Here is a 16,572-nt window from a genome sequence, read left to right on the forward strand (position 1 = left end):
ACATGCTGGCAGCAGGAAAATATTTATGAAGGTCAGAAAATTAAATGACACAAAGTGAGCTGGTTAATACAGATGGACCTTCAAAAAAAAAGCCCGCGACATCGAGCGGGCTCCGGGGAATTCCCGAAACAGCTACTTCCTGGGCTATAGGTATTTTTTAAAGGACGCCGTGACGATGGCCAGAACACCGCCAAGTAATAATGCTGATGGCAGCAACAGGAGATTTGGCCAGACAGCAGTCGGCCAGGCCAGATACAACATGCAGGGGCCGTAAAGTGCGGGTTTAATAAAACGTTTGGCGTGATGGTAGACAAAGCTCGATTCATATCCAGCTCCGTAACGACGCAAATCTCGACGGACCAGCCCTTCAACTATGCCGGTGATAATCACCAGGCCGAACAGCGGCAGACTCAGAAAAAGGATCATCACCCTGATGAAGAAAATCAGAGTTACCCAGAGCGTAGCTTGCAGGTACTCCCCAAGCCAGCCGATTAGTGAGTCACCGAACCGGTTTATCGTTGGGATAACTCCAGTCCCCTTCTGACCAGTTTCCCTGAATGATTGAAGCCAATGGCTGAATCCGCTATCGACAAACAACCAGTTCCAGGCGGTATGTACCCACCGCGAAATCGTCTCAACCGGCGCTGCCATCAGTAAACTCCGCGTGTACCCTTCCGACAACCAGTGGCTTTCTGCAACCATCACCCGGTAGCTGTGTGAAGCACCTTCGTCAGGCCAGAGTATGGCAATGCAGGCATATTCGATCAGCAGGCTAACCAGAAGCGACCCCAGCAGAATGCCAATTAAACTGACAGGCAAATCCCAGAGCAACATGCCGAATGGTCCGGATTGTTTCTGTCGGGATGGCGAACTGCGATTGGCAGTATCTCTGTCATGCTGAGACATTTTGCCCCCCCGAATATGCCGCATCACCGCCTGTCCACCAGGATTCTCCAGTTCGGTAATTCTGCTCCATGTTGTCAGCCAGCTGCTTCAGGCTCGCGGGCATGTAAGGATCGTCGTTATCAGCCGGCAACGGCATCCTGATTTTCCACAGGCGCCCTCCTTCAAGCAGGGCAAATGCCTGCCCTTTCGGCAGGTTGATAACGTCTGAAGGGTTGAGCATCGGGACTTTAACCAGACTGACCTGGTCCTGAACGTTACTGTTAAAATCAGTACCCTCTCCCGGCCGGGATACGTCAGTGACACCCGATGTAAGGGTTTTCTGGTAGACGTCAACTTCCGGTAATTGGTCGGTCAGGAGCATGGCAGTGTTTTTTTCACGCACACGGAGCATTATCAATGAGTTGAAGTTCCCCACTACCTGATTCGCTTTAGCACTGCTGCCTATACGGGCCTCGATGTCCGAAAGAGTCTGCGTATATGCAGTCACCTGGAAGCCCGCACCACCCCCTTTGTTGATGAGAGGAATAAACTCATCACCCATTAACTCGTTAAACTCGTCACAGTGAAGATTTATCGCCACTTTCGAACTTTTTCTGCCATCCTCATCACCGAGACCGAATTTATAGATGTGTCCACCTTCGGAAACGAGATCAGCGAACATGCTGTTGCCGACTGCTGCTGCGACAACAGGGTCGGATAGTGCATCGAGGCCGATATAAACCACGCCGCGCGATTTTATAATGTTATGCCAGTCCAGGATCGGTCTCGGATCGTTCAGGTCCGTATAGTCAGGTGCCAGCAATGCGGCCGTTTTACCAGTTGTAAGCTTTTCAAGCAGCGGCAGCAGTGACGCAACAATTTTGTCGAAATACGTTCGATCATATTGCACAGCGCTACGTAGCCCATCCAGCACCGGGTCCCACAGTTTTTTTCCTTCTTCGCTGGCCAGTACCTGCTCAATAGCCCAGATATTCATGCCATTAGGCCTGCCCTGCATGTGACGCGGCAGATCCTTCTCGCTTATACCGCTACCTAACAGCGCTTCGACTGTACTCAGCAACTGTGGTGCCTTTTCACTCAGCATATTCTCAACATAGGTTTCGTACAGTTCACCTATGTTTGTCACGTAACGCAGTATGAGACCGTAATCAGGACGCTGGCCAAGTGCGACCAGCGCACGGGTAATAATATTGACAAATCGCCAAGCAAATTCCCGAAATGCAGCAGAATTGCCCTCTCCGGAGAGCTGTCCTGCAACACGTGATGCTACTTCCGAGATACGGCTGAACCGTCCAACGGCATTGTAGCGAGCGCTTATATCTGGCCATCCGAGGTGGAACACCCAGAAGTTATCCTGACGACCAGCACGGTGTGCCTCGGCATACATTCGCCTCAACAGATCGGCATCTCCTTTCGGGTCAAACACGATGACAACTTCATGCTCGCCTGCAGCGTTTTTACGGCGAATATCCTGTGTGATAAGTAACTCAGCAAGCCGGGTTTTACCGACTCGTGTGGTGCCGATAACCAGTGTATGCCCTACACGTTCTCCGAGATCATAGGTGACCGTAGTTTCATCCAGTTCCACACCATGGTAAATGGGGCTTCCTCCTACAGGAGGCAACGGGCGAAACGGGTTGAGCGCCGAATCAGTTCGTGTCAGCCTGCACAACCACGGCAAGCTGTACTCCATCTTTTTTTCCAGATCGCGTGCCAGGCGATAAATAACAGAAGGTTGTACGTAGACCTCACACTCCGGACGCCTCGCTTCCAGAAGACGCTGCGTATGGCGGGGAGACCACTGGAAGCCCTTGCCAAGGAACAAGTGCCGCTGGCTGACGGGGATCTGCTCGCTGGTCAGTACATATCGGGGCAAACGGCGAATGTTTTGGCGGTAACGGAGTATTTTCATCCCCTCAGATGTACGCTTCAGCGCCAGTACACCAAACCCCGCGGCGGTCACCCAACTGACCGATGGTGCGAGCGCGACAGCCCAAGGGGCCGTAAGGCAAATAAAGGTTGCGCTACCCGCCGCCGCAGCGGAATACAGTTCAACCGCCGGGCGAAGGAGGGATTCCATCACGTACTTGTCGCTCATATAAAAGCCCTCCCCTGGAACAGAGCAAAAGTTTTATCATTGAGTTTGAGGAATAAATGAGCAGAATCTGTGGCCTTGCGGAATACGGCTAGAAATAAATAAAAGAAAAGAAATAACCCAAACATCAGCAAAGAAATCAATACAGACCGGAATATGAAAATCCGGAAAGAAACCAAAAGCCACACCGAACCAATAAACGGTAATGTTGATGTGGAAAAATTCATCTGTATTACCTCTTTTTTAATGGCCGGAGAACATGTTCAACGGATTCACCAGACAGCAGTAGCAAAAGGGAAGACCCGCTTATGAGCAAAATTTCCGGGTAATCACTGAAATACTTAAAACTGATAAAACCTGTTCGTCCTGTGTGTACAAACAGACCTCTGCATTTTTCTTGTCGGACTAACTCACCAAACTGGCGGACATGTTCAGGACGAACAGCACTGGCAAATCGTTTAGCCTGGACAAGCCACCTTTCCTGACCAATCCAGAACTGACCATCAATACCACCATCACCGCTGTAACTCGGATTACGCCTGACCGGTATTCCTCGCCGCTCTATGGCGGTCAGAATCATCTCCTCGAAAACATAGGGATTAATCTTCCGTAAATATAAAACCTGCTGCCCCGCTTTCAGCTCAGGCAGTTTTAGCAACACCCTGTTAGCCGTCTGTCGATTACGCTGATGTCTGCGGACACGGGCACTTCTTGTATTACACCGCAGCCAAAAAGCTGTGAGTGAAATGAAAGCCAATAATATGAAAACCACTGTGGTCATTGCGCTAATCCATCAGCGGTAATCAGGACAGGGTAATGCGTCAGTTTCAATCGCTGTGCCAAATCACCGCCGCGAACAGGGACCATCTCAGTACCTGGCAAGAGTCCTCTAAGCGTGTTGAGCGCACTTTCAGTCGTAACATTCACTACCATTCCTGTGGCGCCCATCCCTTTCAGTTCAGCACCACGCTGCCGCAGCCAGGCTCGGGAAATATCATCATCGCCAATCACAAAAACAGGGGGCAAACCGGGTAACTGCAGAGGGCGAGACGTCACCTTTCCGGGTGTCATTTCCGGTGTATTAACGGGCAACATATCGGAAATAGACAGCGATGACGGTGGTTCAGGCAAGGAAGAAACATCGGACAAATGCGACTCCTCACCTGAATTAATCGCCTCGAATAATGGTCTGGTTGACTCCCCGCCCAGATCCCCGACCACTGTCAGCGAAGCAAAACAACTAAACGCTGCTGTAAGCAGTGATACACAAAAGATGCCATTGAAATATTTATCGATATTTTTTTTCATTGAGGTTCAACCCAGGTTAATGAGTGACTGGCCAGAGCAACCGGCCCCCCTTCAGGGACCTTAATATCAGGTGCGATCTGACTTAGCTTGCGGCGTACGATAGCCATATATTTTGCTGCCGGCTTACCACCGGCCGGGTGGTGATAACAGCCAGCAGCTTTAATCCAGCTTCCAGGCTGAGCGTCATAGCAGGCACGGAGAATTCGGGCCGCTGCACGAAGATTTGTGTAGGGATCAAAAGCATCACGAAAGGATGGGAAAAGATGCCCGTTCCACCCAAGATTGACCTGGGCTACACCGACATCGATACGCTTGAGAGGGTAGCGCTGCATAAATCCAAGAAGTGCCGCAAAGGCCTCCTCGCGGGTTTCAAAGTGGTATCCTTTCCCTGCTACATTAATAGTCCAGGGCCATGGTTTAGACCCCCATGCGGTTTTACGGGTGCTTTCGGCCATCGCCAGCGAGTAAAGCGATTCTGCCGGAACGCGCTCGGCAGCAGCAATGACCCGATAAGCCTGCGGAACTACCTGAACACTGCTATTTACATTCACGACCGCCAGGCAACCAGTGCTGACAAACCATAAACAGCAAGCCAGTTTCAGAATGCGGCAATTTGCCATCCCTCTTCTCCCTGCTGCAAAATAACTGGCATCTGACCTTGCCCATAGCGCTGCCACAAACCGCGATCATGATTTAGGGTAATTTGCCGATTACGCACTTTTTCGACTGGTATGCCATGGCTTATTGCCCATGATCTGATTTTTTCGTCGCTCACGTCATTTCCGACAAGGTAAATATCTACCGGTCTGTTGTCGGCGATAACAGCAGCAAGCCGAGCATCACAGCGTGAACATGACTCTTTGACAAATAACGCCAGTCTTCCTTGTGTGTCATGAGCGATACCCGCGGCATTCCCCATATTCACGGCCAATGTTTCAGGATAAAGACGAAGCCAGGCAGTGTTTATTTCTCGTTGAAATGCGAGTTCTTTCTCGGTACGGGCGTATTCGTGTTTTACCCACAATTCAGCCAGCCGACGGCGCTCAGATGAATTATCTGTCTCGACGCCCAGGGCAGTGAGAGGATCAAGACCAGGGGACATAATGCCTCTGGCTCCTTTCATCAACGACTGATAGCGACTCCAGTCCTCATCTGAAAGCCCCCATTGTTGACCCTGTTGCTGCGTCTGAACCTGGTTTGCTGATGATGCCTGCAGGGATGTTTGCTGACTCTGATTCGATTGAGTGGTAACTGTTGATGCCGCCACACACAGCGGCAAGGAAAGTACACCTGCCATCAAAATTCTTCTCATCTGATGCTTCATATGTCTGGTCTCTTATTGAACCTGTAAACTCTGTTGGGCACCGTTCACGCTGAAAACAGCGGTACCACTGTCCTGGATAGAACGAAGCGTCCACCCCAGCATCCCGTCTCCCGGTGAAAGCAACCGCATATCTGATATTTGGGAATTTCCACGGGGGATGACGACTGCGAACATCTGCCCGCCGCGCCGCTCAATGCCGGTCAGTACAAACGGTGCTTCAACAGCTGCGCGCCTGACTGACCGCTCAGGCTTTTTTACGATCTGGCCTGTCCCGGATTTTGAAGATGTTTTGCTCTTAGTGACTGGTTGCTGGTTCTGCTTCGATTCTTTCTGAGAAGTGTTGCTTTCAGCTTTGCTCAGCCCGGCAACTCGCGATTCAACCTGTGACAACCGTGAGTTAATGTCATCAATACGTTCAGAGTGTTCGTCTATCGCGGTACGCCGCGCCAGGGCTTCTGAGGAAAGTTTGTTAATGCTTCCTGTTAATTTTGAATGTTCCTCCTGGAAATCAGCTAACTGGTTTTGTACTGATTCAAGCCCTGATGAGACAGACTCGAGCTGCTTCTCGTGTTTCCGGCTTTGAGCTTCGAGCGAAGTAACCGAACCAGACAACTGGCTCATCTGACCGCTGCGAAAAGCGGCATCCAGGGAGTTCACCCGAATACTCAGATCAGAGATTTGCTGTGCCATGATCACAATCGTGGCCACAGAACCAACAAGAGAAACAATGAGGAATCCCAGACCTCCAATCCGGACTATTTTTTTCAGGTTAATGGGAACCAACCGGCGAGCCTCTGGCTCAGCAGGCACAACTTTCGAAGAAGTAACCTCTGGATTTTCAGGTATAACTTCTTCCGGGACGACTTGACTGACTGACATTTCAAAATCCTTATAGCTGCGCAGAACAGCCATAAGGTGCAAAAAACGTCATTCTATGGCGATGATTAACTCATCTGCCATTTCTGAAGTTTTTTTCGGCGGGGAAACCAGGTCGGAGGGGATCATCTGGAAAGGCCACTTTCATAACAGCGCAGCCAAAAACGTCCTTGTTTATGATGTGTTTGAATCCAGGGGTTCACAGAATTTCAGAGCGGATTAATAAGCACACGAGTTGGGTCATTGGCTTTGATATTGCCTGGTGGGGGGAGTCGTTCTCCAGAACGAGCAGCAAGAGCCTGAATTCTGAGAAGCTCAAAAGAGGCTTTCTGGATAACGTCTTCCTTTGTTTGCGCTTCAAGTGAAGGATGTTCAAGATCAGGGAAGCGTAAAACAATACCGTTATTGCTGCTCTCAAGTTCAGCAGGATACGGAACAAAGATCGCCGCCAGTTTCTGCGCCTGTCGTTTACGTATATCGAGTTTACTAACCAGCTGCGTCGCACGAAGGTGGGTATAGCGTTTTAGCATCGTCAGGCTCTTGTGTCCTGATATCGCTGCAATTTCCATAACATTCAGTGTTCCGAGCTCAAAGAGACGGCTTATAGCTTCGTGTCGTAGATCATGAAAATGCAAATCGACAATGCCTAAAGCCTGTATAACTTCTCGCCAGGCGCTTTTAAACCCATTGGATGTATAACTGAAAACAGGTCCGGATAGAGGGCCGGAATACTCTCTTAATACCTTTCTGGCTTTAAAAGACAACGGAACATCCCTTACGCTCCCATTTTTAGTGAGAGGCAAATGAGCGATGCCAATGTGCAGGTCGATATTCTCCCAGCGAAGTGAGAGGATCTCCCCCTGACGCATAGCCGTTTCAAGGGCCAAATGAAAAATGGCTGCCAACTCGATATTTCGTTTTGCCAGCGCCCTGCCAATCTTTCGCTCCTCCTGAGATGTCAATCTTCGGGTTCGCCCTTTGGAGGCCGGTGGTTTTCGTACATGCTCAACAGGGTTATGAGTACATGTTCCCCATTCAATTCGAGCAAGGTTATAAAGGGCAGATAGCAACGCAAGTTCAAGTCGGACACTTGCAGGGCTATTAGTTCGCCCCGTTTTACCACTTACTTCAGAGAGTCGCTGATCACGGTATTCTGCAATATCAACCGAAGTAATCTCATGCATGTATCGCCTGGCAAGAGCTGAACGCTTTATAACATTTATCCGATAAAACTCCTGCAGATGGCCCCGCTTTTGCACAGATGCACAACCGTAATATTTATCAAGAGCTACACCCAGCTCCATTTTCTTAATTCGCTGTCTGAGTTGCATCGCATATTCCTAAAAAGATTAGAAATATATCACATACTACTGTCAATCCGGTGCGTGGAAATCATCCCAAAACAAGTTCTCGATACAGGCTTTCGATGTGGGGAAAAATGTCACTAACAGTGATATTGGAATCCATGCTTATTGCTCATGGACGAACTTAAATGGTTCACCTTTTGGTGGATTTCAGAAGGTATATGCAGATAGTTCAAATCGCTGGTTTGTTACCAATACGCGATGGGGTGATTACGAATCAGGAGGGACAATCACTGTCACTTGCTTAAATCTACCTGGTGCCGGAATTTGACTGTCAATCCGGTGTGTGGAAAAACAATGCTGAAATCGGTGATTTGTTCTTCTCTCCTGATATCGGCTCCGGTCAATCACGTAATATTGGGCAACATAAATATTGTGCATTGTCTCAGACACGATTCGATTACAACAATTACCGTGCCTGCGTTTTGGTAAGAAACTCAAATGGCACATGGACCTTGTCGGCTCCAAAGGTTGGTAATGGGCAAGCGAATTGCGTTGCCGTCTGTTTCTGACAACTGATTTGGCGTCTAATTAGTGGCGCAGTTTGCTATAGCCTGGAAGCACGCTGCACCTTTCGAATTGTTCGGTAAAACGATGTAAAACCGGTCATTTACAGGATCAAGAACCATTGAGTCGGGTGAGTTATGGTTGGAACCATCAGACCAACTTTTTAAAGCATAAGAACCACCTATTGCCACTGTACCTGACGGACAATAAGCAGATGCAACCGCTTTGTTGGCGCAGGTGGTTTCGCCAAAAACGGTTTGCATTTTGATTTTTGATGCGGCTGTCCACACACCGGATTGACAGGTTTATTTAATTGCTAATGCACGCCACGCAATGTTGTTGCTGCGGCTTGAATCTTTGTTTTTTACGCAAACGCGAAATTGGCTTCCATTTATGACTGTAAAGTAAGCAGAGGTTACTCCAGCATTAGCCAGAGAACTAAGATCAGATACACTTCCTGTAAGCGATAGAACCTGGCTTACCAGTACCGGAAATCCGCTGTTGACACAGCTATCGTCGCCAATACCGTATATGGTTCCGAACATTTCTACATGTGATCCATAGTCAATAAATCCTGGGTAAACAGTAGAAATTTCATTTCCTTGCCACACACCGGATTGACAGTTCAATCGATACAGCTTACCCAACATCTTTGAGTGCTGCTTCCGTTGTAACCGATCAGGTCAAGCCACCACGAAGAACCGGACGGATATACACGGCATGTACCATTGTCACCTGCCGACATTAATCCAGAAATAAAGCAGTATTTATGAACACCTGGGACCTGATATGTAACTCCTTTTGTTGAGGTGGTTTCCCACATTGCGACATCAGTGTAATGACCAGAATCTTGAGATTTCCACACACCGGATTGACAGGAAAGTATGGCTCCAGTGGCGTCGCGGCTTACAAGGCCGTTTGGTGAACAAACTGCGCCAGCAGTATTGACTCCGTCGAGCTGCAAAACTTCTCCTGTAGAAAGTCTTCCATCAGCCCGCACACTTCCGCCACGAACCTGACCGCTTGTGTAAATATTCTTATTATTTATGACTCGAACCCAGTCATTATCTGACATATAAAAACCGCCGCCATACGTTTCATTTAGCCATCCCTTACTCCCTCGAGTTATGAACCAGCCATTATTTGAACGTATGTCGTTGTTAGCCGTTATTGTATTTCCTGCGGTGACGTTTGAACCGGCAGTAACATTCTGTCCTGTAACAGTTCCATTCGCAGTTATATTTCCAGTGGCCGCCACATCGCCACTGAAATTACCCGTTACGGCATTAATCGTGCCTGCGTTATTAAGATTGTTACCTCCCATATCAATACTGGTATGCATCGTGTTGAGGTCTGGCTTGCCGGTTACCGAAAAACGATAAAGGCGATCATTTTCACCGCGAGCAGCGCCCAGTTCATCTGTGGTCAGTAAAGCCGCAATATGTCCCTGAGTTGTACTTATCCCAAACTGTGAAAGAGGAATAGTCCAGCTGCCCATAGCGCCGGTAGCAGTACCTGATGTCCATATATAGCCGCCCATACCCGAGGTGATATCCATTGATATCTGGCGCAGTGCGAGAAAAGGCAGTGCCGCGCCGTTTTGAGTGTAAACCAGTGCCTGCAGCTGATCTGTATTAGTGGCATTACGAACAACAGCAGCCAGATAAGCCTGTCCGTCTACTGTCGTCTCGCTGAACCCCTGCTCCAGAAATCCGGTGTTTTTCAGCATAGCGGGTGTAACCGTAACCGGGGTCGTGGTGGTGGCACTTGAAAGCAAAGTATCGTAATAACGGCCAGTGTAGCTCTTCACAGCTTGTGTAAAGCGAGATACCTGTGACGCGGTATTCAGCCAGGTCCGTTTTTGCATCCAGTCACTGATAAGGGTAAAGCCCCAGACGCTGACCACCAGGAGAATAATCAATGAAGCACCAGTGCTGAGGATAGCCCAGCCCCGGTCAGTCGTTTTATATGTGAACACAGGCATCACCATGTAATAAGCGGTTGATACAATTTAAACAGGGTCACAGAAATCGCGCCGGCGCACAGCCAGGGTCCCATCGGCCCTCCTTCAGTTATGCGACGAACAGATATCTGCCAGAGCACAAAGAGCACCACGCCGATCAGCAGAGCATTAAGCCCCTCTCGCCCTCCCAACCAGGCCGCAATAGCACCGGCCAACCAGACATCGCCAAGCCCCAGACACTCACGGGCATGAATCCTAAAGGTGACATAACGCCAGACGCCAAAAATCACCAGCGCAGTGGTAGCTGTGAGGAAGTGCCCTATAAAGCCGGGAGCGATAAGAGCGGAAACAAGACCGGCAATAAGACACCTTATCGTCAATTCTCGAGGCAGAAATCCTGTGAACGCATCGGTAAGCGTCAACCTGAAAAGAAAGAGGCAGAACAACAGAGACATCAGTCGCTCCAGTAGCGGCACAGGGGACAGCATCATGCCAGTTGCCGCTGTAGCGTAAAGCCAGATGAAGCCGGTGGATGCAGGGGCGAAAAAAACAGCAAACCATTCCTGATCATCATCCAATATCATCAGGCTGAGACGAACCAGGCTCCTCATAAAACTGAATAAGCTGAGGCATAGAGGAAAAATGATAATGACAGTTGCCCAGGGCATACTCAGCGTCAGCAGTGTCACAGTTTTATTCCCCGTTCATTAAGTAAAAGCCGACGATAAATGGCATAAATCCGGTTGGCATAGGACTCGCGAGTTTCGTGCCGGTCCTTACGAAAACCTGCGTTATAAGAGCCAAGACAGTTCCAGCTTATGCCGCATACCTGAAAATGCTTCGCCAGTATCCAGGTACCTATCTGAACGTTGAGGCACGGACGGTTCAGGAGGTCCTGTGAGCTGCGAATGTAACCCTGCGCTATCAGCGAAGCGATATGCGATGAATTAACCTGCATCAGTCCATAATCGGTACTGAGTGCCTGCCCGGTCTTTTTGTCACGATTAATATTTGTGACATCCGGTCGCAGGCTGCTTTCACCTATGGCTATTGCCTTAACCAGTAGCGGGTCAATGTGGTATTTAGCGCCCGCCGATTCAAAGCAGAATGCATCCACCCGTGGGCAAACCAAAATCAGCAGCAGAAAAGCGGACAGGCGCAGCATGTCATCAGCCGTTATGGGTGAAGACCAGTGTATTGTTACCTGTCATTCCGCTGTCTGATGAGCAGGATTTGCCTGCCTCTTCTGCACTGACCAGACCGTCACTGTAATCGGTACTGTTAATGGTGATAGCACTGAATGCTCCACCGGAACCGAGTTGAGTAGTGATAGAGATGCAGTCTGCCTGCGGAACTTTCTGCGATGTAACTGAAAATCCATTGTTAAATCCATTCGATGCCACAGGTGCCAGAACGACCTGACCACCATAACCGTTCCACATCGTAGCGGTACCGGAACTGGCTGTTCCCTGGATAGTCCAGCCAGCCTTTGGTGCGCCCCCCTGCTGGATAAGCGTTCCCGTCATAGTTGTACCGCTCGTAAAGTTATATCCCCCCTGCGCCTGCTTAAGCTGCTGCGCGTTTGTCACGACGGTCTGGAGATTTGAAACCTCAACGGCAACGGACTTTTTCCCCCAAAGACTCCAGACCAGAGCACCAACTATAGCCAGTACGATAATCGTCCCGATCGCAATGGTACCGTGTTCAAGAATGCCCCAGCCCCGGTCAGGCTGATGTTGGCGATGTGGTAATGTCTGAGCTGACATGGCGGTTCCTTAGTGTAAGTTGAAAGTGTTCATGTCCTGAATCTGCATCACCATCATCAGGATGAGTAAGAAGAAACTCATAATCAGAACGAGAGAAAAGAGTTTGGTGGCATTCGCCCGACGCGCGACGCGCGCGAGCGCCTGTTCCAGCCAGCGGTCCGCATAATTGGTGATGAGCGAAGCAGCACCATCCCCCTTATCCAGAAGAGAGAGATAGTTCACAGCCTCACGGCTCGGAAAATCATATCCGCTGTTACGCAGAGCTCTGCCAAGTGAATCGCCTTCACTCATGCACTCCATCGCTGCCTCGATGCGTTCCTGCAGCCAGGGCGGTGCAAAACCGTTAAGGATCTGCAAAGCTTTGAGTTCCTGGACACCCGAACCAAGAAGCGCGCCAATATTCATAAGGAATACAGCTCCCTGCAGGTCTTTATAAACAGACCATGGTAGTAACCAGTCAGCACAGCGCCTGAGACGGCCGCGCCAGCGGGGCAACGACCAGAAAGACAGCAGCACAAGCCCTGCGGCTGTAGCGGCAGAAGCAACACCCCACTCGGAACTCCACTTCGCTACTCCATTCATAAACCCGAGTGCACCGGTCCAGCGAGCTGGATCGGACATTTTGCTCATGGTGGGAACAAGTGCGAGATTGTTGGCCAGTAGTAGCCCCGTACTCAGGATGGCAAGCGCGGCAGGAAATACTGACGCAAAAATTACCTGCCCAAGAATTCGCCGACGGGCAACAATCAACTTATCAGCCTGCATCAGCGCGGCAGGAATATTACCGGTTTCCATTCCGGCGCTGATAAGCGCGGCCTCTTCGTAAGGTGCCCAGGCAGCCAGAACATCCTGCAGCGCGCGGCCAGGACGGTTGTCGTTCACACCCTCGATGCAGTCCTGAACAAGTTCATAATAAGGATGCCAGCGCCTGCCAAAATCAGTATGTACATCGCCGATCATGGTCAGCGCGTCTTTCAGGGCCTTACGGTTTTCAAGAAGAAAGCGCAGCGTTTCGTAAAATGGCTGGCGGTATTTCCCAGTAAAAGTGGCTCTGACAAGCCGGTAGCGAATCCTTTCAGGGAACGACATTTCCCGGGATGGATAAAAATGGCTGTCACTTTCCATCAGGCACCTCACAATCCATGATGTCATCCTCATCCAGCGGACAGATGAGATCGCCTTCCAGCGGATCAACAAGACCCTCTGCCAGATAACGCAACAGATGCATGCGGCGAGTAATCCCCCCCTGGTTTATCCAGTACTTTCTGGCAACTGAAGGCCCATGTGAAAGCCAAAGTTGCATCAGGCGAGCATCTGTCCGGACAACTTCGGCAATAGCTGTTCGCCCTGTAACGCCACGACTGATAATGCGTCCGGTCAGTGGTACCGTTTTCCGGCAGTGTTCACATCCCTCATAGTTGCGGAAGAAGAGATTTTTCGGTTCGCACAAGCCCGCGACAGAACAATATTTTTCGAGACGCGCGCGGGTTTCTTCATCAAGCTCAGGGACTTTGACTTCCCACGGTACCCGGCAGTGTTCACACAACAGCGGCACCAGACGCTGGCCAATCAGGCCGGTGATGAGTGCAGCATCCGCCAGAAGGTGGCGATCAATACCGAAATGCTCCATACGACGCAGGGAGCCGATAGGGCTCTGGGTGTGCAGGGTCGACAGCACCAGGTGGCCGGTTTCACTGGCGAAAATGGCGGCGAGAAGGGAATACAGGTCACGGATCTCACCGTTCAGGATGGCATCCGGATCGAGACGAAGTGCAGAGGCGTTTCCGTTACTCCAGGCGCGGCTGATGGCCTCCGGTGAATTGTCTTCAGGCATAACGGGGGTCTGAATACCACCCGGAATACGCCCCTCGGGCGGGTTTTCCAGCGTGAGCAGGCGCTTTTTACCGCCGGTCAGTTTCAGCCAGATATCACTGAACACGCGCAGCGTGGCGCTCTTCCCTGAACCAGTAGGCCCGGTCAGCAGCGTCATGCCTTCCGGCATACGCAGGATCTGCATGATGAGCTTAATCTGCTCAGGCAAAAAACCCAGTTGCGGCAGCGTCGGTATATTGTCCCCGTCATCCGGGATCAGACGCATGACCACTATCAGCCCATCCGGAGTAGGACGGTGTTCGTAGCGGGCGCCATAGAGGCCGGCGCGGCGGGCGAACTTTGCATCGATGCGCCCTGACTGCTCACGACCGGCAAAGAATGACTGCTCGCGCACGTCGCACATGGAAAGATAAGATGTGGAGGCCAGCGTCATACCCTCCACATCTTTCACTTCATCCACCACCTCCAGCTCGCCGTGAATACGCAACTGAACGATGCAAATCTTGCGATCACCGCTTATTTCCATATGAATATCAGAGGCATTAAAGTCGTTACCCAGCCTCATATAGCTGATGACCTTATCCTGCGACACACTGACGTCACGGTTACTTAGATCCGCCTCGCTCACACCCTGGTTAAGCCCACGGCCCTGACGTTCTGCCACTTCACGCCGCCGGTTCAGTTCGCTGAGTGTAACAAACTCAGTTTTTGCATCAGCCCATGTCCGGGTGACATCCATAACCCAGCGCTGTATGTCAGGGTCTTTTCGCCGGTTGCCGTCGATGAGTAGCGTAACCCCTCCAGACGGATGCTGCTCGGCAAAGACAAAATCCATGATTTCTTTATCAGGAGACATCATCACCTCAGAATGAAAGTTCAGAATTGTCGCTGAGGCGTACGATCGTGGACGTAACCTCCGTGACCCGCTTTGAGGTTCCGGGAAGCTGATCGCCTTTTGCTACTTCTGTGACTCCGCCATCAGGCAGAACAATGCGTGCACGCAACTGCGAGCCACGGCCGTAAATCTCCTGAAGGCGCACACCACCGGTCCGCTTTTCACCGACTGCACTGGCAGTCTGTTGTGAAGGAGCTGGCTGCGCCATAAGCGGCATGGCAGGCTGGGCGGCAGTAGACAGATAATTCCTGTCAGTACTCTGTCCGGACTGGCTTTCACGCAGCTGCTGCTCCAGACGCGCCGTCTGCACTTTCTGCTCCAGAATGAGGTTGCGCGCCTGAGCTGCTTCAAGTTCGCCAAGCGTAACGTTCGGCGGAAGCGCATCACTGGTTACGGTTGCCACTGCCTGCCCGCAGAACAGAGCGGACAGCAGCAGGCCCGTTCCCGCGGGATTAATTCTGCGCATAAATGCTCCCCTTCATGGTGTAGTCGAACTGCCCCTGCGGGCTCATGGTGATTGACACGCTGTTCAGGCGGAGCCCGGTCGCATCAAAATCCTGCAGCAGACGTTCAGGCTGCAAACGCGAGCTGACAGTAAAAGTGAATTCGCGCCAGTCCTGTACGGGCATGGTTTTCTCTTGTCCTGGCGCGACCGCTGGCGGTTTCACTTCACTGAACTTGACTTCCAGGTTGCGGCGCTGCAGGTGCGAAATGAAACGCATCAGTTGGGCATCCGCGCCAGGCAAGGCCTCGTCGGTATACTCACTTACGCTGTATTTCCGGAAGGGAATGAATACGTCGCCGTTTTTACCTCCCTCCTGAAGGTTGAAAACAGCAGAATGCCCAAGAAGCACCCTCGCGCGGTGGGAGAAATCCTCCACCGTAGCACCAGGTGTGGCGAGGTAACGCAAGCGCAGGCCTTCAGGGACACATTCACCGTCCGTAAAGCGCCAGCCAGCCACCGAGGCGAAAAGTGGTTCGCGTGTCAGCCAGCAATTACCAAGTAAAAGCGAAACTGGTGGCTGAGAGGCCCATGGATGTGGCGCTCGGGCTGGCGCAGCTGGCTTATCAGCAGACATCGCCATTCGGGCGCGAAACTCTGCCATTGCAGCAGCCTGTTCCGCTTTTTGCTGAACGTCGTCGTACCAGTAAATTCCTGCTGCTGCCACGAGTGTAATAAGCGCAGCAGGCATAATAAGCGACATCGTCGTCAGGCGCTTACCCAGGCGGCAACGCTTCAGTTGCGAACGGTTCAGCCTGTCAGTGAGCGAGGTTGCATCACAATTATCATCTGCGGTTGCAGCACAGCGCAGACCCGGTGTATCAGCATCGTTAAAACGCAGGAAGTTTTCTGCTGCTGATTCTATCTTCGCGCGTGAACCGGTCACATCACCCATGACAGAAAGCTGCCCACCGCTGGCTGCAAAGAAAACCCAGAGATCTTCGTTGCGGCTGAGGCGGTATATCCCCCATGTATTTCCCCCTTCAGACAGCAGGAATGCTACTGCAAGAGAGTAAGGGCTACGTCGCACACGCCCGGGGGAAACGACCCCCATCATTGATGCGTTACGCCTGCCGGCAACTACTACATGCGTGTCAGGTGAGGCTTTTCCCCGGAATCGCGTTAACAGTGCGCTCCGCTGCTGCTCCCAATGAAGTCCTGCCATCCAGTCGCGACGGTTGTGGGTGACGCGAATGCCGCTACGGAGTGAAGATTTTTTCTTTGATGACATGG

16 protein-coding genes are annotated in these 16,572 nt (G+C 51.1%); all 16 read right to left on the reverse strand.

The window, feature by feature from the left end:
- Window positions 1-144: 144 nt before the first annotated feature.
- Window positions 145-906, reverse strand: coding sequence for a TIGR03747 family integrating conjugative element membrane protein (locus ACQ0PY_RS21760; RefSeq protein ID WP_024132198.1), 762 nt, complete (start codon window positions 904-906; stop codon window positions 145-147).
- Window positions 893-3,004 (reverse strand): type IV conjugative transfer system coupling protein TraD, encoded by a 2,112-nt coding sequence (traD, locus tag ACQ0PY_RS21765; RefSeq protein ID WP_032676579.1) that lies wholly within the window; start codon window positions 3,002-3,004, stop codon window positions 893-895. Before traD ends, ACQ0PY_RS21760 begins: the two co-directional genes overlap by 14 nt.
- 229 nt (window positions 3,005-3,233) lie before the next feature.
- The gene (locus tag ACQ0PY_RS21770; RefSeq protein WP_032676577.1) at window positions 3,234-3,782 is read right to left on the reverse strand and encodes a restriction endonuclease; all 549 of its coding nucleotides are present in this window, start codon (window positions 3,780-3,782) and stop codon (window positions 3,234-3,236) included.
- A complete protein-coding gene (locus tag ACQ0PY_RS21775; RefSeq protein ID WP_032676576.1) occupies window positions 3,779-4,309 on the reverse strand; it encodes an integrating conjugative element protein in 531 nt (176 codons plus the stop codon). Before ACQ0PY_RS21775 ends, ACQ0PY_RS21770 begins: the two co-directional genes overlap by 4 nt.
- Complete coding sequence (locus ACQ0PY_RS21780; protein WP_032676575.1) at window positions 4,306-4,929, reverse strand: transglycosylase SLT domain-containing protein; 624 nt, start codon at window positions 4,927-4,929, stop codon at window positions 4,306-4,308. Before ACQ0PY_RS21780 ends, ACQ0PY_RS21775 begins: the two co-directional genes overlap by 4 nt.
- A complete protein-coding gene (locus ACQ0PY_RS21785) occupies window positions 4,908-5,621 on the reverse strand; it encodes a TIGR03759 family integrating conjugative element protein (protein ID WP_032676698.1) in 714 nt (237 codons plus the stop codon). The genes ACQ0PY_RS21780 and ACQ0PY_RS21785 overlap by 22 nt, the downstream gene beginning before the upstream one ends.
- Before the next feature lie 24 nt (window positions 5,622-5,645).
- Window positions 5,646-6,512 (reverse strand): hypothetical protein, encoded by an 867-nt coding sequence (locus tag ACQ0PY_RS21790; protein ID WP_032676574.1) that lies wholly within the window; start codon window positions 6,510-6,512, stop codon window positions 5,646-5,648.
- Between the two features lie 206 nt (window positions 6,513-6,718).
- Entirely contained in the window at window positions 6,719-7,840 is a 1,122-nt protein-coding gene (locus ACQ0PY_RS21795) for a site-specific integrase (protein WP_032676573.1), read from the reverse strand.
- Between the two features lie 1,165 nt (window positions 7,841-9,005).
- Window positions 9,006-10,364 carry a shufflon system plasmid conjugative transfer pilus tip adhesin PilV gene (pilV, locus tag ACQ0PY_RS21800; RefSeq protein WP_077254510.1) on the reverse strand — a complete coding sequence of 453 codons (1,359 nt, stop codon included), beginning with the start codon at window positions 10,362-10,364 and terminating at the stop codon, window positions 9,006-9,008.
- Window positions 10,364-11,032: a prepilin peptidase gene (locus tag ACQ0PY_RS21805; RefSeq protein ID WP_032676571.1), complete on the reverse strand. Its 669-nt coding sequence runs from the start codon at window positions 11,030-11,032 to the stop codon at window positions 10,364-10,366. Before ACQ0PY_RS21805 ends, pilV begins: the two co-directional genes overlap by 1 nt.
- Window positions 11,029-11,508 carry a lytic transglycosylase domain-containing protein gene (locus ACQ0PY_RS21810; RefSeq protein ID WP_032676569.1) on the reverse strand — a complete coding sequence of 160 codons (480 nt, stop codon included), beginning with the start codon at window positions 11,506-11,508 and terminating at the stop codon, window positions 11,029-11,031. Before ACQ0PY_RS21810 ends, ACQ0PY_RS21805 begins: the two co-directional genes overlap by 4 nt.
- Window positions 11,509-11,512: 4 nt before the next feature.
- Window positions 11,513-12,109: a type 4 pilus major pilin gene (locus tag ACQ0PY_RS21815; RefSeq protein ID WP_032676568.1), complete on the reverse strand. Its 597-nt coding sequence runs from the start codon at window positions 12,107-12,109 to the stop codon at window positions 11,513-11,515.
- A gap of 9 nt (window positions 12,110-12,118) precedes the next feature.
- Window positions 12,119-13,234 carry a type II secretion system F family protein gene (locus ACQ0PY_RS21820; protein WP_032676566.1) on the reverse strand — a complete coding sequence of 372 codons (1,116 nt, stop codon included), beginning with the start codon at window positions 13,232-13,234 and terminating at the stop codon, window positions 12,119-12,121.
- A complete protein-coding gene (locus ACQ0PY_RS21825) occupies window positions 13,224-14,798 on the reverse strand; it encodes a GspE/PulE family protein (protein ID WP_032676564.1) in 1,575 nt (524 codons plus the stop codon). Before ACQ0PY_RS21825 ends, ACQ0PY_RS21820 begins: the two co-directional genes overlap by 11 nt.
- A gap of 7 nt (window positions 14,799-14,805) precedes the next feature.
- Window positions 14,806-15,303, reverse strand: a complete 498-nt coding sequence (gene pilP / locus ACQ0PY_RS21830; protein ID WP_001252747.1) for a type IV pilus biogenesis protein PilP — start codon at window positions 15,301-15,303, stop codon at window positions 14,806-14,808.
- The gene (gene pilO2, locus ACQ0PY_RS21835) at window positions 15,290-16,570 is read right to left on the reverse strand and encodes a type 4b pilus protein PilO2 (RefSeq protein WP_071886859.1); all 1,281 of its coding nucleotides are present in this window, start codon (window positions 16,568-16,570) and stop codon (window positions 15,290-15,292) included. Before pilO2 ends, pilP begins: the two co-directional genes overlap by 14 nt.
- Between the last annotated feature and the right edge of the window lie 2 nt (window positions 16,571-16,572).

Source organism: Citrobacter sp. LST-B2 (genome assembly GCF_057983045.1).